Origin of the sequence: Burkholderia ubonensis (assembly GCF_902833085.1) — a bacterium.
GTDB lineage: Bacteria > Pseudomonadota > Gammaproteobacteria > Burkholderiales > Burkholderiaceae > Burkholderia > Burkholderia ubonensis.
The window spans coordinates 72661-95896 of the sequence record NZ_CADFEB010000006.1; the positions used below are offsets into that span (position 1 = coordinate 72661).

Sequence of the window (23236 nt, forward strand, 5' to 3'; positions counted from 1 at the left end):
ACCCGTCATGCATGTCGAACCGTCGTGGGGCATGGCGTTCAAGATCGCGCTGCACCTGTTCTTTCTGTGCGTCGGCGTCGCGCTCGCCTGTTCCGACCTGGCCGAATGGCTGAGGTGACACCGGAATTTTTTGCGCAAATCCTGTCGCCAGGCGTCAAGTTTTTCCCGATTTGACCGTATTACCGGTATCGAGTCTGCGTCGCCGCTCGCTCCGTGATCGTTTGTCATCATTGTTTGCAACCGGTTACACGTCGGCCGCGCCGTTTTTGAGATGCTTGAAAGATTGTCGAATCGGAGTTGTGGCGACCATGAAACAGCGCGAGATCAACGTCAGGACGGCATGGCTGTCGGCCCTGGGCGCCGTCTTCGTCATGGCCGGCTGCGCCAGCACGCCGCCGGTGCCGCCGAGCGATACGCTCGCGGGCGCGTCGGCGCAGGACGCGGCCCCGGCGGATGCCGCCGCCGCGTCCGCGCCGCCGCCAGCCCCGATCCTGGTCGCGCATCGCTATATCGTCAAACGCGGCGACACACTGTCGCGCATCGCGTCGGCGAACGGCTGCAGCGTGGCCGACCTGCGCACGTGGAACAGGCTCGGCGCGCACAGCCGGTTGCGGGCAGGGCAGGCGCTGCGCATCGTGAAGCAGCAAGCGCCGCAGGCGCCGGCCGCGACGGCGCCGCAGGCGGCTGCGACGGGCGCCGCGAGCGGGGCGGCGTCGAGCCCGCCGGCCGCGCTGTCGGCGAATGATCGCCAGGTCGTCAAGGACATGAAACGGCATGCGAGCGGCGTCGCGCTGTCGTGGCCCGCGCGCGGCAGCGTCATCGAATCGTTCAGGCCCGGCCAGAACCGCGGGATTCAGATCGCCGGCCAGCCCGGCGACCCGGTGCGCGCGGCCGCCGCCGGCCGCGTGATGTATGCCGGCGTCGGCCTGAACGGCTACGGCAGCCTGATCATCGTCCAGCACAACGCGGACTTCCTGACCGCCTATGCGCACAACCGCAAGCTGTTCGTGAAGACGGGCGACGTCGTTCGCCAGGGCGACGAGATTGCCGAGATGGGCGATCTCGACAATTCGCGCGTCGCGCTGCTGTTCGAGGTGCGGCGCGACGGCAAGCCGGTCAACCCGCTGCCGTACCTGCCGTCGACGCAAGGCTGAGCGCGGCGGCACGGCTGCCGCTGGAATACGCGCGCGGTCGCTGCTACGCTTGTCGCCAACGCACGAGCACGCGCGCGCGGCCGTTCGCGCAAGCGTGAATGCTCGCCCCGACAGGCCGCCACCGACAAGCAGTCGACCCGCCATCCATGGATCACTCTCCGTCACGCCGCTCGCTGCTGCTTGCCGCCGTCGCCGCGCCGTTCGTCGCCGCGTGCGCGCCGGCCCCCGTCGCCGATCATGAGCGACTGCGTGCCGCGCAGTCGCAGCTCGACGCGCTCGAGCAAGCGTCGAACGGCCGGCTCGGCGTTGCCGCGCTGGACACCGCGACCGGCGCGCGGATCGCGCACCGGTCGCGCGAACGCTTCCCGCTGTGCGGCACCTTCGCGGTCGTTGCCGCCGCCGCGATGCTCGCGCGCGGCGCGCTCGACGAATCGCTGCTGCCGCGTCGCATCCTGTATCGGCGTTATGAGCTCGTGCCGGGCTCGCCCGTCACGGAGCGACGTGCGGATACCGGCATGACGATCGGGCAGCTGTGCGAAGCGATGCTGCAGTTCGGCGACAAGTCGGCCGCGAACCTGCTGATGAGCGTGCTCGGCGGCCCGCAGACGGTCACGGAGTTCGCACACGCCAGCGGCGATACGCTGTTCCGCCTCGACCGCTGGGAGCCCGAGCTGAACACCGCGCGGCCCGACGACGAGCGCGACACGTCGACGCCGCTGGCGATGGCCGAAACGATGCGCCGGCTGCTGCTCGGCGATACGCTCGGCGCACCGGGGCGCGCGCAACTGACGAAGTGGCTGCTCGGCAGTGCGAACGGCGTCGCGGGCATCCGAGCGGGCGTGCCGTCCGACTGGCGCGTGGCCGCCAAGGCCGGGACGGGCGGCTACGGCACGATGACCGACGTCGCCGTGCTGTGGCCGCCGTCGCATGCGCCGCTCGTCATCGCGGCATCGTTTACGCAGCCGGGCGCCGATGCGGCGCCGCGCGCGGACGTCATCGCCGAGGCCGCGCGCATCGCCGCCGCCGCGCTTGCCGCCGCCTGATTGCACCGCCGCCCGATTCACCGATATCCGACGGTCAAGTGCGTGCCAGGTGCGCCGCCTCGCGCGAAACCGGCGTTTCGCTTATCGTGTCGGTCTGCGCGCGCCGAAGGCGGCGCGCATTCCGTCCGCTCACTTCGCCTCGCCATGCGCCGACTTCCGCCCTTGCACGCGCTGCAGATCTTCTCGACCGTCGCTCGTCATCGCAGCTTCACGCGCGCGGCCGAGCAGCTTTGCATCACGCAGGGCGCGGTGAGCCGGCAGATCCAGACGCTCGAGGCGCATTACGGCTTTCCGCTGTTCAAGCGGCATGCGAAGGGCTTGACGCTGACGGCGGAAGGCGAGCAGCTGCTGCCGGTCGTCAACGAGAGCTTTGCGCGAATCGAGGACATCTCGATGAAGCTCACGCGGCAGCGCACCGATCTCGCGTTGAAGGTGCCGACCTGCGTGATGCGCTGGATGCTCCCGCGCATCATGCGCTTCCAGGGCGAGCATCCCGACCTGCACGTGCAGATCACGACCGCGTGGCAGCATGACGTCGACTTTGCGACCGAGCCGTTCGATGCGGCGATCGTCTACGGCACGTCGCCGGGCGCGGACGTTTGCGCGCTGCCGCTGTTCGACGAGCGGCTCACGCCCGTCTGCGCGCCCGGGCTGCGGCAAACGGCGCCGCTCGCCGAGATCGGCGATCTCGCGCGCCACACGCTGCTGCATCCGACGCGCGACCATCGCGACTGGCGCGCGTGGCTCGACCACGCCGGCGTGCGCACGGTCGACGCCGATCGCGGGCCGAGCTTCGACACGCTCGATCTCGCGACGAACGCGGCGATGGAGGGCTTCGGCGTCGCGATCGGCGACGTGACGCTCGTCGACGACGACGTCAGCGCACGCCGGCTCGAACGGCCGTTCGACGTCGTGCTCGAAACCGGCGCGCGTTACTTCTTCGTCTATCCCGAGAGCGCCGGCAGCCAGCAGAAAATCCGCGCGTTCAGCGACTGGATCGCGCGCCATCGCGACTGACGCGCGACCGCGCCGAAGGCACGCGCAACCCGCTGCGCACCACGCGGGCAGCCGGCGTTACTGGTACGTCACGACCGCGATCATCGGCGCACGATTGTTGTCCGGACGCTTAGGTAAAACGATTGCGCGCGAAGCCTGAGTAAAGATCGTGGTCTTGACTGCCTGGTGGCTCGCCGCGTCGACGAACGCGATTTGCCCGGCCGCGGGACGCGGGCAGTCCGGGCGCACGCGCGCGGGTGCGGCGTCGGGTGTATCGAGTGAGAACGAGCAGGGCGGCTCGACGATCATGCCGCTGAAGTGAATGACGCCGGACGCCCCGCCGGCAAAGGACGGGGACGAGGCCAGAAGCGGGGCAGCCAACAGCAACGAGGCGGCAATCAAGCGGGGCTTCATGACAGGCTCCAGGGTAGAAGCGCGTCGCAGCGAGGCCGCTCGAATGGCAGTCCGTCAACGCTGCGAAGCTGAGTGTGTAAACGGCAAGTTCATCGAACCTCTTGAGGGGAAGTCAGGGAAACCACGGAAATAGTCAAATGAATTCGTATCTGTACGATTGAATATATGCGGTAACTGCGTTAGCGCAAGTCAGGGTAATACCGGGCGCATTACGATCGTCGGTTGGACGAAGCGCTTGCAACTCGCTTCGCATTGCCGCACCCCGAATGCAAAACGGCCGCTCGAAACGAGCGGCCGTTCGGTGACGCGACGCGGCGTGCGTTCAGCCGGCGCGCTTGCGGACCGCGCCGACGATCACCAGCAGCACGATCGCGCCGATGATCGACGCGATCCAGCCGGCGCCTTGCCCGGGCGCATACCAGCCGGCCAGGTGGCCGACGTAGCCGGCGACCAGCGAGCCGACGACGCCGACGACGGTCGTCATCACGACGCCCATCCTGTCGTTGCCCGGCTTGAGCGCGCGGGCGAGCAGGCCGATGATGAATCCGACCACCAGGGTTTCGACGAATTGCAGCATGTGTACCTCCGGATCTTTGCATTGACGAATGCGGAATGGACCCGCGCGACGCGCAGGGGTTCCCGCGCGCACATGCCGCGCCGGTCCGGTGTTACGCGGCGCTCGCGTCGATTGCCGGATCGATCCGGCGATAGCCCTCGGTCGCGCGCAGCAGCGTGCGCGTGTAGTCGCGCGTGACCTGCCCGGCGCGTATGTGCTCGACCGACAGTTGCTCGACGATCTCGCCGTGCTGCATCACCGCGACGCGCTGGCACAGGAAGCCGACCACCGCGAGGTTGTGGCTGACGAGGATCATCGTGAGGCGCCGCTCGCGATGCAGGCGGCGCAGCAGGTTCAGGATCTCGGCCTGCACCGACACGTCGAGCGCGGACGTCGGTTCGTCGAGCAGCAGCACGCGCGGCTCGACGATCAGCGCACGGGCGATCGCGACGCGCTGCCGCTGGCCGCCCGACAGTTGATGCGGGTAGCGGAAGCGGAACGCGGGCCCGAGCCCGACTTCGGCGAGCGCGCGCGCGATCCGCGCATCGGCGTCGCCGATCCCATGGATCGACAGCGGCTCGCGCAGCGTCTGGTCGACCGTGAAGCGCGGATGCAGCGACGCGTACGGGTCCTGGAACACCATCTGCACCTGGCGGCGGAATGCGCGGTCGAGCTTGCCGCCGACCGGCCGGCCGTCGATCGACAGGCTGCCGGACGCCACCGGCACGAGGCCCGTCAGCGCACGCAGCAGCGTCGACTTGCCGGAGCCGGATTCTCCGACGAGCCCGAACACCTCGCCTTCGCGCACCGCGAAGCTCGCGTCGCGCACGGCGTCGACGTGACCCGTGCGGGTCGGGAAACGGATTGATGCGTGATCGACGTCGATCATCGGGCAGCCTCAGTGAGCCAGGCCGGGTCGCGCTGCAGCACCGGCAGTTCGTCGGGCGGGTTCGCGAGCGGCGGGGTCGCCGCGAGCAGGCCGCGCGTATACGGATGCGTCGCGTGGCGCAGCTCGCGCGCCGCGCAGGTCTCGACGACGCGCCCCGCGTACATCACCGCGACGCGATCGCAGAACGACATCACGAGCGGCAGGTCGTGGCTGATGAACATCAGGCCGGTGCCGTGCCGCGCGATCATCGCGTCGAGCACCGCGAGCACCTGCATCGACACGGCGACGTCGAGCGCCGAGGTCGGCTCGTCGGCGATCAGGAGGCGCGGGCCGGTCGACACCATCATCGCAATCATCACGCGCTGCCCCATGCCGCCCGACAGCTCGTGCGGATACGCATCGGCCACGCGCGCCGGATCGCGGATCTGCACGGCCGCGAGCGCATCGACGATCCGTTCGCGCAACGTGCGGCCGCGCAGCCCCGGCTCGTGCAGCCGGAACGCCTCGCCCATCTGCTTCGCGACCGTCATCACCGGGTTCAGCGAATACTTCGGATCCTGAAGGATCATCCCCATCTGGCTGCCGCACAGCCGCCGGCGTTCGCGCGGCGCCATCGCGAGCAGGTCGTGGCCCGCGAAGCGCAGCGTGCGCGCCGAGCAGCGCGCGGCTTCGGGCAGCAGGCCGAGCAGCGCGCGGCCCGTCAGCGACTTGCCGGAACCCGATTCGCCGACGATGCCGAGCCGTTCGCCCGGCGCGAGCGTCAGCGACAGGTCGCGCACGGCGTCGGTGACGGCGCCGTCGTGGCCGCGAAAGCCGATCCGCAGCCCGTCGATTTCGCACAGCGGCGTGGAGTCGAGATTCGTCGTCATGTCACGCTCCATGTCGCGGATCGAAGACGTCGCGCAGCCCGTCGCCGAGCAGGTTGAACGCGAGGCTGACGAGCAGGATCGCCGCGCCGGGCAGCGTCGCGACCCACCATGCGTCGAGCAGCACGTTGCGCCCCGACGCGACCATGAAGCCCCATTCCGGGCTCGGCGGCTGCGCGCCGAGGCCGAGGAAGCCGAGGCCCGCGACGGTCAGGATGATGCCCGCCATGTCGAGCGTCGCGCGCACGATCACCGACGACATGCACATCGGCACGATATAGCGCAGCAGGATGCGCGGGCCGGACGCGCCCTGCAGCCGCGCGGCATGGATGTAGTCGGCCTGAGCGATGCGGATCGTCTCGGCGCGCGCGAGCCGCGCATACGCGGGCCACGCGGTGATCGAGATCGCGACGACCGCGTTGATCACGCCGGGCCCGAGCGCGGCCGCGAATGCGAGCGCGAGCACGATCTTCGGGAACGCGAGCGCGACGTCGGTGATGCGCATCAGCACGCTGTCGACGAAACCGCCGACATAGCCGGCCGTGGTGCCGATCGCGAGGCCGATCGGCACCACGATCGCGACGACCAGCAGCGCGATGCCGAGCGTCAGGCGCGACCCGCCGATCAGCCGCGAGAGGATGTCGCGGCCGAGCTGGTCGGTGCCGAGCCAGTGCGACGGCGAGCCGGGCGGCAGCAGCCGGTCGGCGAGCACCTGGCGCAGCGGGTCGTGCGGCGCGATCAGCGGGGCGACGATTGCGACGGCGAGCAGCGCGACGAGGATCGCGAGCCCGAACAGGTTGAGCGGATTCGCGGCGAAGCGGCGCCAGCGGCGGTACGCGAGGCCGAGCGCGGCCTGCGAGCGCGAGGCCGGCGCGTCGGAGAGCAGCCACGCGCGCAGCGTGACGCGTGCGGCGTTCATCGGCGGCCTCCGGTCGGCGCGGATTGCATGAAAGGCGCGGAAAGCATGAGAACGACGAGCAGTGAAGCGGTCATGAGGTAACGGTCCTCAACGCGCGCGCGGATCGAACACGCGGTACAGCGCGTCGGTCAGCAGGTTGACGGTGATGAACATCGCGCCGATCACGAGCGTCGCGCCGAGCACGGCGTTCATGTCGGCGTTGAGCAGCGCGCCGGTCAGGTACGAGCCGAGCCCCGGCCACGCGAACACGATCTCGGTCAGCACCGAGCCTTCGAGCAGGTTGCTGTAGGTGAGCGCGATCACGGTCAGGAGCGGCACCGCGATGTTGCCGAACGCGTGGCGCCAGATCACGCGGGCTTCCGACAGCCCTTTCGCGCGCGCGGTGACGATGTATTCCTGGCCGAGCTGGTCGAGCATGAACGAGCGCGTCATCCGGCTCAGGTAGGCGACCGAGTAATAGCCGAGGATCGCCGCCGGCAGCGCGATGTGCGACAGCGCGTTGCGGAACACGTCCCATTCGCCGGCGAGCGCCGCATCGATCAGCAGGCTGCCGGTGCGCGTGTCGACCATCCCGTCGAACACCGGGTCGAGCCGGCCGGGCCCCGCGACCCAGTGCAGCCGCGCGTAGAACAGCAGCAGGCCCATCAGACCGAGCCAGAACACCGGCACCGAGCTGCCGATCAGCCCGACGAAGCGCGCGACGTGATCGATCGGCCGGTTGTGCTTCACCGCGGCCGCGACGCCGAGCGGCACGCCGATCGCGATGCCGATCAGCGTCGCGAGCGTCGCGAGTTCGAGCGTGGCCGGAAACACGCGCTTGATGTCGTCGAGCACGGGGTTCGCCGTCAGCAGCGACATGCCGAGATTGCCGTGCAGCACGTCGCGCGCGTAGATCAGGAATTGCGTCGCGAGCGGCTTGTCGAGCCCGAGCGCGATGCGTTCGGCCGCGTACGCTTCGGCCGACGCGCGATCGCCGAGGATCGCGAGCACGGGGTCGATCGGCACCTTGCGGCCGATCACGAAAGTCAGCGCGAGCAGCCCCGCGAACGTGACGGCGAGCGTGAGCGCCCAGCGCAGCACGCGCAGCGCCCAGCGCACGCCGGGGCGCCGCGCGGGGAGCGTGCGGAGGGCTTCCAGGGAGGAGAGGGGGGGCGACATGAGGTGAATCTTATCGCTTCTTTATGAAGCGGCGCCACACAGCATCCACATATTCGAAGCCCGCTGGGGCCCGCAGTGCAACCCGCATTTGAACCGGATCAGCCGATGCAGCCCGAAGCGGAAAGCGAAAGCAGTACGAAAAAAGATCATCGTGTTCGCGTCGGCACGATGATCGAATGTGCTGAAGCTGGTGTATCCATTCGGACGTTGATGTTGCGCACTCCGGGAAATCAAATGTTCACTTTGGTTAACGATTTTGCCAAGGAATACAGATGCATTGCGTCGGAAATTGATTTTTCACGTTGCTGCTACTGAGCTACTGCGCTAAAAGTTGCTGGTGCAACGGTATTGCATCGTTTCGTTCAACAGGATGGGGATGACGCATGAATGCTGTGACGAAAACCCTTGTGGATGCACTGCGCCATCCGAGCGCACGCCTTAGCCAGCATCTTGGAATATGGATCGGCACGCTCGACGTCGGGCTCGACGTGCTCGACTTCAGGGTGCGCGCGGGGTTCTGCAAGGACTACAAGGTCGATATCACGGTCACCTCTCCGCATCTCGATATCGACGGCAAGCGGTGCGTCGGGCGGCGTGCGGGCCTGCAGATTGACGAGCGGGTGGCCGTCCCGTCCGTGAACTACATCGATCCCGTCGACCATGCCGCAGCCACCTTCAATGGCATCGTCACACGCTGGAAGCGTATCCGTACGAGCCGCGACGAGGCGGCTTACCAGTTGCGCATCGAGCCCAGGTTTGCCGCTCTGCTCAAGCGCGTGCATGGCTCGCGGGTATTTCGCGACAAGAGCCTGCAGGAGATCATCACCGAGCTGGTCGTCGATCGGCAGAACTTCGACGCGTTCGATATCGAATTCAACCTGGAAGGGGCGCAGGAGAAGCTTGAGCAGGTGGTCATGTACGAGGAGTCCGTCTGGAACTTCATCGCACGTCATTGCCGCCGCAAAGGCATTTTCTGGTTCTACAAACAGGGGCGCGGCAAGCAGGGCCAGCTCGACACTGTCGTATTTGCGGACAATCCGCGCGCCTATGTGCGTTCGATCGAAGTGCCGCTGATGCCGGATTCCGGCCTCACGGGCAACTGGCACGAGGCGGCGCTTTCACTGAATGGCGAACGTACGCTGGTGCCGGCCACGATCGAGGTATGGGAGCGCAACTATCGTACGCCGGACGATCCGCTGCGAGCGACGGCGACAGTCTCCGGCGAGGACGGCGACCGATCGATGTTCGGCCGGATCAACCGTAGCGCGGAATTCCATCTGACGCAGCAAGCGGGCGAGGCGTTGGTGCAGATGCGGCGCGACGAGCAGATTGCCCGTCAGGTCACTCTGTCCGGCACCAGCAACGTGAAGGGCCTCATGCCAGGTGTGGTGGTGAAACTCGGCAACAAGAAGATGCCCGGCGCCGAGTACGGGTTCGTGACCACTTCGATGGAGATGAAGGGCAGCCGTATCAAGCCGGCGCACAACAGCTTCAAGGCGATGCCCGGACATCTCGCTTACCGGCCGAAATTCGACTACGAAGAGCATTGGCGTTTTCTGGAAGGGCCCGTCGCCGGCCTTGTAACGACGTTTGACAGCGCGCCCTATGCGTGTCTCGACGAGCACGGGCGCTATCCCGTCCTACCCAAGTTCCTGCAGGGATCGGATAGCGCCGACAAGCAATTGCTGAATCTGCGCCTTGTGCGTCCGTCATCGTCGTATCAGGGCGGTTTCCATTCACCGTTGCTGCCGCAGACGGAAGTGCTGCTGCAAGGGGAGCACAACGACGTCGATCGTTTGCATATATCGGGCGCATTGCACGACTATTCGCACCCGGACCTGGTGCATGGCGCGCAGGCGATGTTCAGCTACGCGATCTGGCGCTCGCCGCTGCGCGGCGCAGAGATCGTGTTCAACGACCTGCGAGAGAAGGAAAGCGCGCGCATCGCCACGGTCTACGGCAAGTCGGCGATGAATCTGGGCCATCTGCTCGACAGCAAGAAATTGAAGCGCGGAGAGGGGATCGACATCACGACTCGCGCGTGGGGCACGATGCGCGCGGAGAAGGGGCTGTATTTTTCCGCGGACTCGGCGGGGGGCGCCGACACGCCGCACCTCGACATGCCAGCCGCCATCCAGCTACTGAAGGCAGCGCTGCAGCGCGTGACAGAGCTGGCCGATGCCACGCGGCAGGCGAAGGCCGAACCTGCCGACCGGGCCACGCAGGCGGCGCTGATGGACGGATTGAACCAGCTTCGTGACGCGGGGCTGCTCGCGAGCGCTCCCGGCGGCATGGCGTTCGTGACGCCGAAATCGGCCCAGCACTCGGCGGGCGAGAACGTGATCGTCACGGCGGGCAATCACATGGACGTCAGCATCACCAAGCGGTTGCGGATGATGGCCGGCGAGTTGATCTCGCTGTGCGCGCACAAGCTCGGCATCAATCTGACCGCCGCAAAGGGAAAATTGACGGCTGCGGCGCTGACGGACGGGATGGACCTGTTCGCGCAGAAACAGTTGCGTGTCGCGAGCGAGAGTGCGGATGTCCAGTTGGCGGCGAAGTCGAAAATCACGCTCAACAGCGGCGGGGCGTCGCTGGTCATCGAAAACGGCAACATGACGTTCCACTGCCCCGGCGCATTCGTTATCAAGGCGGCGTCGTTCACCTTCGAAGGGCCGGACAACGTTGCCGTGCCGTTGCCGGTCCTGCCGAAAAGCGGTCTGAAAATTTCCGACCAGTACTCGTCGTCTCATTGAAGCCATGATCATCAGCCCTCCCTTTCTGCCCGCATCCGGCCTGACGTCCAACGATGCGTCGAGGCCGGACTCCATGATGGACGCCGTCGATCAGTTAGAGATCGGCCATCACGGGGTCTACCCGGTCGCTTTCGATCGGCGTTTTCACGGTGGCATTCATTTGGCGCCGAACGAGCAGAACGAACCCGTGCGCGCGGTTGCCGACGGTGATGTGGTGGCCTATCGGGTCTGCAAGAACGCCCTGTCCGATGGCAGGTTCGATTCGACGACCGGGCAGCCGGAACTGAACTCGAATGCCGGCTTCGTCTTGCTCAGGCACACGACCGACACGGGTGACGGGCGCACGATCACGTATTACTCGCTCTACATGCACCTGCTGGACATGACCGAGCAGGAAGATATCGCGCCCCAACCGAACGATCCGGCAGCGACCGGATCAGCGAACGCCCTGCCCAAATGGCTGCTCGATACGGCAGAGGGCAAGGATGGCGTGGTTCAGCCGGGCGGCACGAAAAAGGTGTACCGCAAGGACATGCTTGGTTATGTCGGCCGGCATCAGGGCGTCCGGCATCTGCACTTTGAAATTTTCATGGCAGACGATGATTTCACGGCCTGGTTCGAGCAGGACGGCCACAAGGTTCAGCTAGGTGAAAAGAACCCCGTTCAGCCTACGTCGGGCGACTATTGGGGGCATACGTATTTTGTCATTCCCGGCCCGAAGGATTTCGTGCCGCAGCCGGCGGGCATGAGTGACGCCTGGTTTCCTCGAGTGCCGGGCGGTTCGATTGATGAAAACGACACGCTCTATGTCGAGGCCTGGTTCAACAAGGGGCGGCGCTATACGCGGGCGTGGATCGATCGCGGCAACAGTGGCAGCGTCACCTTGCTCACGCCTGACCCGGTCGCTGATCCGTACGACAACGACACGAAGCAATACGAGTACGACCTGTATCAGCGTTCGATGGCGCTCTATTCCGATTGCCCGAGCGATGGCTACGAGATGCTCCGGTTTGGGCGCATTCTCTCGGACAATCCAACGCTCTCAGGTGCGGCTTGTGATACTTGGGTCGCGGTGCCAGTCGACGAGAACGGAAATCAGGGGTATGTCAACATCGCCTCGGAGGCGATCATCAAGCTGTCTGACGCGGACTTTCCGTTCTTCAAGGATTGGCAAAAGGTCGATGAGGACAATACGCCGTTCAATCACGATGGACTCTGCGGGTACGATGAGCTCTGCCGTCTGACTGGCGTCGCGGACCCGCAAGCCACGTCAGGCACGATCTCGCCGCTCGAATACGACAAGAACAACGACGATAGTGCCAACCTGCAACTCGCAGGCTACGTGCGGAACGCAGAGGGCGCGCGCGAAAAGCTTAGGGGATTGGTGTGCAAGGCACGCAGCGAGTGGGACCCGTCCGACAACGACGAGCGGTATCAGGGATTGAACGACCCGGATGGCTTCTTCGGCAAACAGAAAGATACCAACCCGGATGGGTACGCCAAGTTCATTGAATTCTTGGGCAAGTTCCAGTTTCTGGATAAGACGCCGCTTGCTGGACAAAAGGTCTGGTTTTTTCATCCGTTAGAATTTATTCGGCAATTCAGGAAGTGTGGTTGGTTGAGTCAAAAAGAGCTCCAGCAGATGCTTCCAAGAAATGTCGTGCAAAAGGCGACTCCATGGAAGTGGCAAAAGGTGAGTCTTCATGGAGCAGCTTCCATGCTTGCAGTGGATAGTCAAAATGCTATTCGTCGGCGACTGGAGCTTAACAATGCGATCCGTAAGTACGGGATTCAATCATCCGTACGTATGGCGTGCTTCTTTGGAAATGCAGCAGAGGAGACCCAATGGTTTCAAAAATACCATGAGAGGTCACCATTTTGGTACGCGCCGTGGGACGGACGCGGGATGCTTCAGCTTACACATTCTAAAAACTACATAAAGTATTGGAAATTCAAGGGAATTTATGTGGGTGCGGACGTAGAAGTTGCCTTGGATAAGCATACCAAGATGGCTGATGGCAAGAGAAAGCTGCCAAATGGAAAAAAGGGAATGTATGATCCAACTCGTTCGCTAAGCGATGCGTCAACGCAAATTCCTTCTGAAATTATACAAAGAAGAGATGCGACAGTGAATCCATTTGAGGCGGCAGATAGCGCCGGTTGCTATTGGATTTGGTCCGGAGCGGCAGGTTGCGCGGACGAGTATTGGAGTCATCAAACTAGTGAATATAAGCCGCTCTTCACGGATCATGGAACCAAGTACTACTATGAAAATAGGGCATTTGGGAAAGTTGCTGCCACAATAAACACTGGCAAGCCAAATGGCAACTTCACTTCGGTGTGGGACATACAATCTCGATTTCTCGCATTTGCTAACGCTCAAGTAATTTTGCTTGACATTACCAGCTTTCCGCAGCCTAACGAAAGTGTGTCTACCTATCCCGTCGATTTTGGGCGAGTGGAGGAATCATGAAGCATTACGCGATGGTAATTTTCACGAGCTGGCTCATGATCATATCGGTCGTCAATGATGTATTGGCCGATGAAAGTGCGAAAACGCTTGGATCTGGTGCCAGCATATTCAAGGTCGATGGACCGGCGTCAGTGCAAGTAAGGATGGGCGATTGCAATTTTTCTATCAGCCTAAAAGACGGTGAGCACGTTAAATACAACGATCCGGATCTTGTATTTTATCGCGCATTTGATTCCGTGTCTGATTATGACCTTCCATATCTTAAGCAGGCTGAGATGTATGCTGGGTATGACTGGTGGTTTGAGAAGAATGGTGCTGCACATATACCGTGGATTGGCTTTATGTGCGAAAACACTTCCGACTTCAAGTGGTCGTCTAATCCTGAGATCGCCGACATTACTCAAGCGTTGCAGGATGTTATGGATTCAAATTCCTTAAGATGTCCGGCGGATTTTGACGGTGGAAAATGGATTCCCGCGTCAAAGGAATTTGACGGTCATTTTACAACGCTAGATGTTGATGGCGCTCAGGGGTTTGTTGTTGATGAGCCATTTGAACGCCACAATCGGAGTTTAGGTGGATCGAGATTTTGTTTTGTTAGCGGCGATAGTGTATTGGTTGGCGTTTCTGGAGATGGTTTGATGTTGCCGAAAAGGGGTGATGTTTCGATCAATTCAATTTTGGAGATTTTAAAGACATTTAAATTTCCATCTATGGGTGGGGGTAGATAATACAAAGCATAATTGAAAATCTTGACTGATTGAGGGGTGATCGAGTTCTCGGGGTTCTTGATGGAATTTAAATCATTGATTTGTGGCAGGAAACTCCTGAAAAATCCAATGGCAACAGTAAGTTTAAGTTTGCCGTTGATGTGTCGGTGAATTTAGGCCTGGTGATGTGCTGGTGAATCAACTAAAGTCATACTCAAATAGATAGCCAATATATGCAATCTCCTGTCCGCAAAGGTGGCAAACTGGAACCTGGTGGCGAAGTTACTGGTGGTTCCAAATGGGCCATTTTCATGGGTGAACCGTTTGACCGCGATGACATTAGACAAATATTCACGCAATCGTTCCTGTCTCTTCCAGTTCGCAAAGCTCTGCTTGTCCTTTGGTTTTGCTTCACCTCATTTCATTCTGCGTTATGCATGGCCGAGGAAAATGCAGGTGTCGAGCTCACCTACTGGAGCCGATCATTCAGCGGTACGATTGCTGGTAAACGCGTTAGGGCTGATCTGGAAGCCGTGGGAGGTCACGTCAGCGGTAGTTATTGCTACGAACCCTGCGGCAAAAGTGGCCTGTCCCGAATACAGCTTGAGGGCCGACAGCAGATGGATCACGTCGATCTGTCGGAAACGGCATACAACAAAAAATCGGAACAGATAGTCAGTGGCAAATGGGCGCTGGTCTTGCAGCGTACCAGCGGCCAAGGCATCTGGTCATCGCCGGATGGCAAGAAAAGCTGGTCGATCACGCTCATTGAAACAAACAGCGGCAAATATCCATTTCCCTTTGAGATCCGCCTACTGGCCAGTGCTGAACCGACATACGGAGACAGCCGCTGTTCGGATCCTCCGCTAATCTCCGAAATCCGGCTCTACAAGAATAGCCGGCTCGTTCAAACCCTGCCTACGTCCTCGCAAGGTACATGCAGCATGTTCCTGCCAGAGATCGTCGATATCAATTTTGATGGGTACCCGGATCTGATGTTGGCGCAGTTCCTGCCCGCCGGGCCGAACATTCCCTACGACTACTGGGCTTACGATCCGGTCCAAGGAAAAATGGTCTCGGTTTCCGATGAGATGGTCAGCGTCACGTCGCCTAATTTCGATCCCGTGAACAAAATCATTTCCGTTTCATGGCGTGCCAGTTGCTGCGAACATGGGGTCACCACGTACCGATGGAAGGGCAAGCATCTCGTCGAGATTGATACGGCATCCAGCTATTTCCAGCCAGAAATAATTGATGGCAAGCTGGCAATCTGTTACATCATGCCGGCCTACCTGCGCAATGGCCGAATCGAGTATCCGGATGCCGTTTATCAGCATGGCGCGACCCTGCGTACGACGCCGCGAAAGCTCTCGGACTGCAGCGACGTGTCACCCAATGACCTATCAGGCCTTCAAGGCAGGGTTGAGATTCAAGTCTGGAGCGGCGAGTCGTCGCCGGCGAAGCTAGTCCGAACGGAGCGATTGCGCTGGAAGAAAACCCCAGTCGCGGGCGGCAAGACAATGTATTGCCCGGATATCCCCGTCTTCAATCATGGCGCAATCAAGCGGCACCTTTTGAAGGCCCCGGATCAGTGCAGCGACACCTCCATTGAATGAATATCGCACGACACGCCCGAAGGGCAAATAGATTGCACGTGTAGAGCCTGTCCAAGGGTGTGGAATTCAGGGCAATCGACGTGTCGCGACGACGTATGACACACGTGCGGTCTTGCTAAATAACCCGGAAATGGCGTTCCCAAAATGAAATCTCCCATCCGCAAAGGCGACAAACTCGAAAACGGTGGCGAAGTCACCAGCGGCTCCCCGTGGACCGTATTCATGAGCAGGCCGCTTGCCCGCAAGGGCGACGACGCAATTTGCGACCAGCACGGACCGACCACCATTGACGAAGGCTACGAGCGGTTTCCCGATCGTGACGGCAAATTCGTCGCCATGCATCACCACCGCTGTGCCTGCGGGTGCCGGCTGATTTCGTCGCTGCAGAACGTCAATATTGCCTGATGCCGGTCGACCTTTCTCCCGCCGGGCGCCCCAGCGCGTACCCTCGTCGAATGCGTTTCTGGCCATGGGCATGTACGTGGCTCGTCTGCAACGTATTCGGCCCGGTGATTGTGTTGCTTGCATGGCCGAAAGGCGAGCCAGCGAGCGGCCTCAAGTTCTGGAGCTGGATTGTTGGGGGGCCGAACGGACTGTTCCTGGTGCTGCTCGGCTTTAGTCGCGCTGGCTACGAAGTGCTGTGGTATCGCGCATACTGGCGCAACCACCATCGTGATCGCTGGCTCGCGGAGAAAATCAGATTCGCACAGCGCCCGCTGCACGTACTCGGCGCAGGCTATTGCTTGCCGCTGGCGGGCAAATCCTTGTCCGAAATTCTGGAAGCGAAAAAGCCGATCCTGAAGAAGCAGGCCCCTCGGCACGGCTCGGGAAAGGTTTTGTGCAATCGCTTTGCGGACGACGATCCGTTACTGGTTGCCGTATTCGCGACGAATGAAGAGGACGATCAGACAGATGATCCACCTGTATCGGTAAAGATCGCACCCGCCGTTCAAATGATCCGTTTGGCGCTCGAACCGTTGATCGAGAGTATCCGCGCGTTGACCCGATACGAAGCGACCTATTGGCCCCAAGTGCGCGTACTGGTCGAACCGAAAGTGGCGGACCAGCATCTCGCTCAGGTTTGCGACGCGATGCGTCTGGCAGGGCTTCCCCCGCTGGCGGTTCAGCCGGCGTCAGCTAGCGACGGATTGCTGGTGGCCGATGCATGGCTTGATGCACACGAGCGCCGTCCGCTTCTCGTCATTGCGGCAGCGTGGTACGACGATGGCATCGACGAAGGCTTCGCCGAGGGATGTGCCGCCGTATTGCTCGATGCCGGTTATTTCAAGCTTCCGTCGGAAGTCAGCCGGAAAGCGAAGCTGTGCCGGCCCATCGCCGGCGATGCCGTTGAACCCGAATACGGTTTCGCCGATGCCGCAATCTGCGGCAAGACTGATGCGGCGGTGGTGAAGAGGGCGTGGATCACCCGTCCGATTGAAAAGTGCGACGAGGCTTTGCGTGCCGCCGGATTCCTGGCTGCCGCAAAAGATGCCGCGCAGCGCCGGCTGGATCGTATTGTCGGCGATGCCTGCGCGGCCAATGGCTTGTTGGCGATTGCCGCTGCCATCGAAGCTCGTGCCGATGACGGACCGCAACTTGTCATCGATGGTCTGCAGTCGGCCATTCTCCATGTCATATCCGAAGATCAAACGGTTTCCGCGCATGTCGATATCCAAAAATAACCTGCAGCACATCGAGCGCCACGTTGCCGCCGACAACGCGACGCCGAGCCGCGTGGCGATCTGGGGCTTGCCTCTCGCCGCGTTGGTGCTTGCCGTCGTTGCGCTCTGGCTGGTCTGGTTTTATGGCGATCATCTCGGCATTGCAGACGGCACGCATCGTATGCAGATAATGATCGGCATTCCGGTGTTACTCGTCGCTGTCGTGATCGCTCATCTGTATTCGATCTCGACGGGCGCCTATGCGAACGCTGCCCGATTGTTTCGTCTTGAAACGGGTGAGACGGGGACAACATCCACGACGCCCAAGCTGCCCAAGCGCGACGCACGGCTGCAGCGTCTTTACGAGGAACTACGCGTCGCGCACGGCTGGTTCTGGCGCCGTCGCCTGCGCTGGCTATTGGTGAACGGCACGGATGAGCGTGTCGATCAGGTCGCGCCCGGTCTCAAGCAGGCGGGCGTCATGCACGTGGACGAAACGGTGCTGGTTCATGCGTCGCCGGACGGGATCGAGTCAGCGAAGTGGCTCGGTCAGATTCGACAGTTGCGCCGCCGCTGCCCGGTCGACGGCTTGGTACAGGCGGTCTGCGCAAACGATTCCGATCCCGATCTGCCTCGCACGCTTTCGGCAATTTCCATCGCTTTGGGCTGGGCCGCTCCGATCACCTTTCTACATCCGGTCGAGGCTAAAAGCGGCAACTTACCCGAACGGTTCGCGCCGGTTGGAACATACGTGCCAAGCAGTTCGCGCAAGGAGAGGCAAGCCGCCGGAGCCTTGCTGCTGAGCAGATTGCATGACCTCGAATACACGACTGCGGACGCTGGCGTACGCAGGGGCGGCCAGCCGCACTGGTACACGTGGCTGCTGGAGATCTCGGAATACATCGGTGACCAACGCGAGCGGATGATCGAAGGCTGGCAAGCACTCGCCGCATCGAAGTGGCTGCGCGCGCCGCTGACGGGGATCATGTTCGTACCGGTCTTTCCCGGGGTATCCACCACCCCGGTGCCGATCCCTGAAGTCGACGCGGCACAAGATTCGTCCACCCCGGCGATACCGGTGGAAGTGGTCACACGCGAACAGCCGGTTGCACTGCTGCCGGTCTGGCGGGAGATTGCCGCTGGTGTGCCCCGTTATCGGGGCCGCCGCACGAAGCTTTACTGGCCGAACGTGTTGGCGGCGTGCGCGCTGTTCGGGGCGATCGCGTGGTCGGCGATGCTGGTGATATCCGGCATCGGCAACCGTGTACTGGTTCGCGAAGGGCAAACGGCGGCCGACGTGGCGCTGGCCGCTCCGCCCGGCACGCCGCAGGCGTTGCGCGCGCAACTCGCGCTGCAGAAGCAGATCAACCTGCTCGAATACCGCCAGCAGCATGGGGTGCCGTGGTACCTGCGCGCGGGCTTGTCGCGCAACGATGAATTGCTCGACGCGCTGTGGTCGCCGTATCGGACGATCGCCGCACGCAACCTGCGGCAACAGGTTGTGCAGGCGCTGGAAGGCCAGCTTGCCCAGCTCTCGCAGGTTCGCGACGACGAACAGCAGAGCCGCGACGCGCAGACGCGCGCGTATAACCGCCTCAAGGCCTATCTGATGCTGGCCGATCCGTCGCGCACCGACGCGCCTTTCCTCAAGACCCAACTGCTCGACGTATGGCCCGCGCCCGCCGGCATGCTCGCGGGAGAGTGGCTCGATACGTCGCAGCAGTTGGCTGGGTTTTGGGCCATACACATCAAGGCACACCCGGCTTGGCGGATCAACGCATCGATGCCACTTATCACGCAGATGCGCTCGACGCTCGTCAACCAGATCGGGCTGGCAGGCAGCGACGACGTGCTATATCAGGGCATCCTCGATGCGGCGCGCGGCAAGTACGCGGATGCGTCGCTGGCGACGCTGCTCGCCGGTGCGGATGCACATGCTCTTTTTACGACCGCGCAGACGGTGCCGGGCATCTATACGCGTGCTGCGTGGGACGGCATGATCGCAGCGTCGATCGACAAGGCGTCGAGCGAACGTCGCGTGAGCGGTGATTGGGTGTTGACCGGTGCACAGTCGGCGCAGACTATCGGCAACGCGCTTTCGGTGGGCACCATCAAGACGGCAGCGGCAATCGATGAGAAGCGCGTGGCCGAGGAGTTGAAGCAACGCCTGACTGCGCGCTATTTCGCCGAGTACGCGGCTGCGTGGCAGCACATGCTCAACAGCATCCAGTGGCAACCGGCGGCGAATCTGAATGGCGCGATCGAGCAGTTGTCCCGACTCGCGGATGCGCAGACCTCGCCGCTGATCGCGCTGATGAAGGCGGTGCAAGATCAGGCGCAGGCGGGCCGCCCGTCGCAGGCGTTGACCGACACGTTGGTGCGCAAGGCGCAAAGCCTGATCGGCAGCGACGAGCAGTCGGACACGCCGGCCGTCAATCCTCTCGACAAGCCATTCGGCCCGCTGCTTGCGCTGATGGGGGACGTCGGCACCGCACCAGCCGGCGGCAACGGCAAGGGAAACGCGCCCGCCAATATCGCGCTGAACGGCGTGAGTCTGTCGCGCTATCTGACGGCCGTGACGACGATGCGCCTGAAGCTGCAGCAGATTGCGGGCAGCGCCGACGCGCAAACGATGGCCCGCTCGCTCGCGCAGGCGGTATTCCAGGGCAAGCTGTCAGACCTCTCGCAGGCACGCGACGATGCGGCGCTCACGGCTGCAAGCCTCGGCGCTGCATGGTCGGGCTTCGGCAGCGCTGTATTCGCTCAGCCGCTCGAGGGAGCGTGGCAGACCATCCTGCAGCCGGCCGCAGCGAGCCTGAACGGGGCGTGGCGCGCAGGCGTCGCCGTACCGTTCAACGCGGCCATGAACGGCCGGTATCCGTTCTTCGATACGAACGCCGATGCGTCGTTTGCCGAACTCGGGCGCTACGTACGGCCCGACACCGGCCTGATCGCACGCTTCGTCTCGACGCAACTGGCTGGCGTGCTGACGATGGAGGGCGACCACTGGGTGCCGAACGAACTGGCGCCGCAGGCGCTGCAGTTCGATCCGAAGTTCCTCTCCGGCCTGCGCCAGTTGTCGACCGTGGGTGCCCATTTGTATCTGCAAGGCGATGCGGGCGAGCGCTTCGAGATGATGGCGCTGCCGACGCCAAACGTGACGCGCTCGGAACTGTCGGTGGACGGCAAGCAGATCGTCTACTTCAACCAGCAGGAAAGCTGGACGCCGCTCACATGGCCCGGCAATGGCCTGAACGGGCACGCGGGACTGACGTGGCAGACGGTTGATGCGGGATTGCGGCAGGCATTCGATTCGACAGGCGACTGGGCATTCCTGCGCTTGTTGGGCAAGGCCGAAGTGAAGCCGCTCGACAGCACTCGCTATCAACTCACGTGGAACGCGCCAAACGACGAACCGCTGCGCTATGTGCTGCGAGCACAGGTCGGTGCCGGACCGCTGGATCTGCTGAAGCTGCGGGGCTTCCGGATGCCGGAGCGGATCTTCGTCGTCGGCAAGGCCGGCATCCAGCCGGCATTCCTGTCCCCGCCACCTTTGCCGCCGGAGATACAACCATGAATGCTCCGTGGAAACGATCCCCCCATGAGCACGAGAATCCGTTCCTCAAGTATTTCGATGCGGAAATGCGTTACCTGCGTGCGGCGGCTGATGAATTTGCCCGAGCTCATCCCGAAGTCGCGCGCCGCCTCGGCATGCGCTACGGTGAAGTGGATGAGCGTGTTCGCGCGACCTTCGAAGGGTTCGCGCTGCTCGCGGGACGTCTGCGCATGAAGCTCGACGACGGCATGCCCGAAATCACCGAGCCGCTGATCGACAACCTGTACGAACATGCGGCACGACCAATTCCATCACTGTCGATCATCGAATGCACACCAGTCGGCAGTGCGGCCTCAACAGGCGCACAGGTTCCCGCTGGGGCGGTGGTGCGCTCGGCACCCGTCGGCCCGGATCAGGTGCGGTGCCTCTACCGGACGACGCAAGCGGTTCAATTGCTTCCGCTCGCGGTGGAGGATGCGGTTGCTGCGGTACGTGCCGACGGCCGCACGGTCATCCGTCTTGCATTCAGGCTCGGGCTGGCCGAGCAGCGGGAACGCGTGGACCTGTCGCGTATCCGACTGTACCTGCACGGCGACCGGCCAGTCGCCGCCGCGCTGTACGCGGCGTTGACGCATCAAGTCGCATCGATCGGCCTGCGCCTGCCGTCGGTGCGCAATGGCGAGCTGCAACCGCTCGATGACGTGCGCTTCGAAGCGGCAGGCTTCGGACCGTCGACGCGGCTGTGGCCGGTCGCCGATCCCGAGCGTGACCGGGGTCTGGACCGTGAGCAGACGCTGTTGGAGTATTTCGTGTTTCCACAGAAATTCCACTTCGTCGACCTGTGCGGCTTCGATGCGGCCACGCTGCCGGCAGGTGAGTCACGGATGACCTTCGAGATCGAACTGGACGGACGGGTGCAAGGGGATATTCCGGTCAGCCGCGAGAGCTTCCGCCTGTTCTGCACGCCCGTAATCAATCTGTTCGAGGCGGACGCGCTGCCGCTTCAGCCCGCGGACTGGCATGACCGGGAGCACTGCATCTGCGTGCCGCCCGACGCAGCCGGTCATGTCGAGCCGTATGACGTGCTTGCGGTGACCGCCGCCGATCCGGAAGACAGCGTCCGCCATGCGTACCGCGCGTTCACGACTTTCCGGCATCGCGGCTGGATGTTGCGCTACGAGAAGCCCGAACGATATTTCCATACCGCGACCCGCTTCGGCGCAACGGGGCGGGAGCTCTGGGTAACGCTCTCGGGCCAGTTGTGGAATCGGTGCGGACGGGATGACGATGCTATGGAGGAACGGTGGGGCGAGCCGGATCGGTATCTGACGGTGCGTGCGCTCGCGAATAACGGACATCTGCCGCGCATGGCACTGACCGAGGCGACGATTACCGAGGCGGTATCGGGTTTTACCGGTATCGCATCGGTGCGCAACCTGACGGCACCGACCTTGCCGCTCTATCCGCCGCGCCACCATCCCGAGTACGACGTACGTGTACTCGGGCACTTTACGGCCGGCGGGGCAAACGAGTTGGTCACGATCCGAGAGGGCGGCGCACCGGCCCTGCGCGCGGTGCTGATGCTCTACGACTGGTCGGACGACGACGGGATCATGCGGCGCATCGAAGCGATCGAGGATGTACGGCTTACCGAACATCAGGAGCTGGAACGGGCATATATACATCGCGAAATCCGCATGCATGTCCGGTTCGATGCGAAGGCATTCGACGGGCCTGGCGACGCAGCGCTTTTCGGCGAGGTATTGAGCCGGTTCGTGGGCCACTACGCGAGCTTCCACTATTCGATGCGGCTGGTGCTGTCCATGGACGGTAGGGAAATTCTCTATCCACGCATGAAACACGAGGGGGCGCCCTTCTGATGGCAGCATGGATCATTCGATGCACGGCGGCTGGCGTCGCACTGGCCGTTTCTGCGTGCGGGACGTGGCAGTCGGTGAAAGACACGACAGTGGGCGCGACGCGGGCGGTATTCGTCGCGAAAGTGAAGCAGATGAACTTGATGCTTGAAAGCCGCGCGATGCTCAACCAGAACGGTCAGGGACAGTCGTTGCCGGTCGTGATCAGGATATACCAGTTGAAGGATGCAAAAGCCTTTGCGGAGGCGAGCTACGCGCAGTTGCTCAACGACGACCGCGCGCTGCTGAAGGCCGATCTGCTAGACAGTATGGAAGCGACGCTCGCGCCGGGCGCAACGGTCAAGCTATCGGCACCGATGCCGGATGACGCGCAATCCGTCGGGGTGGTTGGTTTTTTTCGGGATCAGAGCGGTGCCGAGTGGCAGTTGGTCATCCCGAAGGCGCAATGGAAGAAGACCGATCCGGTGAGGCTCGTCGTGAATGGAAACCGGCTTGAATTGGATGGGGGCCGCTGAGCCATATGGACCGGTGACACGAAGACGCATCTCGAGTGGGAATGCGCGCAGGGCCGGCGTTCGCCGCGGCGCACATT

19 protein-coding genes are annotated in these 23236 nt (G+C 62.8%); 13 read left to right on the top strand and 6 right to left on the bottom strand.

Features of this window, described 5'->3' with window-relative positions; genetic code table 11:
• Positions 1-308 precede the first annotated feature (308 nt).
• The 3 genes from HWX31_RS17625 to HWX31_RS17635 all read left to right on the top strand — a co-directional run bounded on the left by HWX31_RS17625 (position 309) and on the right by HWX31_RS17635 (position 3214).
• Positions 309-1154, top strand: a complete 846-nt coding sequence (locus tag HWX31_RS17625; protein ID WP_174959792.1) for a peptidoglycan DD-metalloendopeptidase family protein — start codon at positions 309-311, stop codon at positions 1152-1154.
• A 146-nt stretch (positions 1155-1300) separates the two neighbouring features.
• The gene (gene bla, locus HWX31_RS17630; protein ID WP_174959790.1) at positions 1301-2197 is read left to right on the top strand and encodes a class A beta-lactamase; all 897 of its coding nucleotides are present in this window, start codon (positions 1301-1303) and stop codon (positions 2195-2197) included.
• Between the two features lie 144 nt (positions 2198-2341).
• Positions 2342-3214, top strand: coding sequence for a LysR substrate-binding domain-containing protein (locus HWX31_RS17635; protein ID WP_010089606.1), 873 nt, complete (start codon positions 2342-2344; stop codon positions 3212-3214).
• A gap of 57 nt (positions 3215-3271) precedes the next feature.
• Here HWX31_RS17635 and HWX31_RS17640 read toward each other — a convergent pair whose 3' ends face one another.
• From HWX31_RS17640 to HWX31_RS17665, 6 genes are all read right to left on the bottom strand, one after another.
• Positions 3272-3607, bottom strand: coding sequence for a type 1 fimbrial protein (locus HWX31_RS17640; protein ID WP_174959788.1), 336 nt, complete (start codon positions 3605-3607; stop codon positions 3272-3274).
• A 322-nt stretch (positions 3608-3929) separates the two neighbouring features.
• On the bottom strand, positions 3930-4184 hold the full coding sequence (locus HWX31_RS17645; protein ID WP_059610395.1) for a GlsB/YeaQ/YmgE family stress response membrane protein: 255 nt from the start codon (positions 4182-4184) through the stop codon (positions 3930-3932).
• A gap of 91 nt (positions 4185-4275) precedes the next feature.
• On the bottom strand, positions 4276-5052 hold the full coding sequence (locus tag HWX31_RS17650; RefSeq protein ID WP_059615149.1) for an ABC transporter ATP-binding protein: 777 nt from the start codon (positions 5050-5052) through the stop codon (positions 4276-4278).
• Positions 5049-5933, bottom strand: a complete 885-nt coding sequence (locus HWX31_RS17655) for an ABC transporter ATP-binding protein (RefSeq protein ID WP_174959786.1) — start codon at positions 5931-5933, stop codon at positions 5049-5051. The genes HWX31_RS17650 and HWX31_RS17655 overlap by 4 nt, the downstream gene beginning before the upstream one ends.
• Positions 5923-6837: a nickel transporter permease gene (gene nikC / locus HWX31_RS17660; RefSeq protein WP_174959784.1), complete on the bottom strand. Its 915-nt coding sequence runs from the start codon at positions 6835-6837 to the stop codon at positions 5923-5925. Before nikC ends, HWX31_RS17655 begins: the two co-directional genes overlap by 11 nt.
• Before the next feature lie 87 nt (positions 6838-6924).
• A complete protein-coding gene (locus tag HWX31_RS17665; protein ID WP_174959782.1) occupies positions 6925-7995 on the bottom strand; it encodes an ABC transporter permease in 1071 nt (356 codons plus the stop codon).
• A 105-nt stretch (positions 7996-8100) separates the two neighbouring features.
• Between HWX31_RS17665 and HWX31_RS17670 the strand changes: the two genes are divergently transcribed.
• The 10 genes from HWX31_RS17670 (at position 8101) to tssJ (ending at position 23159) form a co-directional block, all read left to right on the top strand.
• On the top strand, positions 8101-8310 hold the full coding sequence (locus HWX31_RS17670; protein ID WP_157378069.1) for a hypothetical protein: 210 nt from the start codon (positions 8101-8103) through the stop codon (positions 8308-8310).
• A gap of 68 nt (positions 8311-8378) precedes the next feature.
• On the top strand, positions 8379-10751 hold the full coding sequence (locus HWX31_RS17675) for a type VI secretion system Vgr family protein (protein ID WP_174959780.1): 2373 nt from the start codon (positions 8379-8381) through the stop codon (positions 10749-10751).
• 76 nt (positions 10752-10827) lie between these two features.
• Positions 10828-13224, top strand: coding sequence for a M23 family metallopeptidase (locus HWX31_RS17680; RefSeq protein WP_244143768.1), 2397 nt, complete (start codon positions 10828-10830; stop codon positions 13222-13224).
• Entirely contained in the window at positions 13221-13955 is a 735-nt protein-coding gene (locus HWX31_RS17685) for a hypothetical protein (protein WP_174959776.1), read from the top strand. Before HWX31_RS17680 ends, HWX31_RS17685 begins: the two co-directional genes overlap by 4 nt.
• 212 nt (positions 13956-14167) lie before the next feature.
• Positions 14168-15550 (top strand): XAC2610-related protein, encoded by a 1383-nt coding sequence (locus HWX31_RS17690; RefSeq protein ID WP_174959775.1) that lies wholly within the window; start codon positions 14168-14170, stop codon positions 15548-15550.
• A 144-nt stretch (positions 15551-15694) separates the two neighbouring features.
• A complete protein-coding gene (locus HWX31_RS17695) occupies positions 15695-15955 on the top strand; it encodes a PAAR domain-containing protein (RefSeq protein ID WP_059615136.1) in 261 nt (86 codons plus the stop codon).
• Positions 15955-17232 carry a hypothetical protein gene (locus tag HWX31_RS17700; protein ID WP_174959773.1) on the top strand — a complete coding sequence of 426 codons (1278 nt, stop codon included), beginning with the start codon at positions 15955-15957 and terminating at the stop codon, positions 17230-17232. The genes HWX31_RS17695 and HWX31_RS17700 overlap by 1 nt, the downstream gene beginning before the upstream one ends.
• A complete protein-coding gene (locus HWX31_RS17705) occupies positions 17180-20788 on the top strand; it encodes an ImcF-related family protein (RefSeq protein WP_244143769.1) in 3609 nt (1202 codons plus the stop codon). The genes HWX31_RS17700 and HWX31_RS17705 overlap by 53 nt, the downstream gene beginning before the upstream one ends.
• A complete protein-coding gene (gene tssF, locus HWX31_RS17710; RefSeq protein ID WP_174959770.1) occupies positions 20785-22647 on the top strand; it encodes a type VI secretion system baseplate subunit TssF in 1863 nt (620 codons plus the stop codon). The genes HWX31_RS17705 and tssF overlap by 4 nt, the downstream gene beginning before the upstream one ends.
• A complete protein-coding gene (gene tssJ / locus HWX31_RS17715; protein WP_059776028.1) occupies positions 22647-23159 on the top strand; it encodes a type VI secretion system lipoprotein TssJ in 513 nt (170 codons plus the stop codon). The genes tssF and tssJ overlap by 1 nt, the downstream gene beginning before the upstream one ends.
• The last annotated feature ends 77 nt before the right edge of the window (positions 23160-23236 follow it).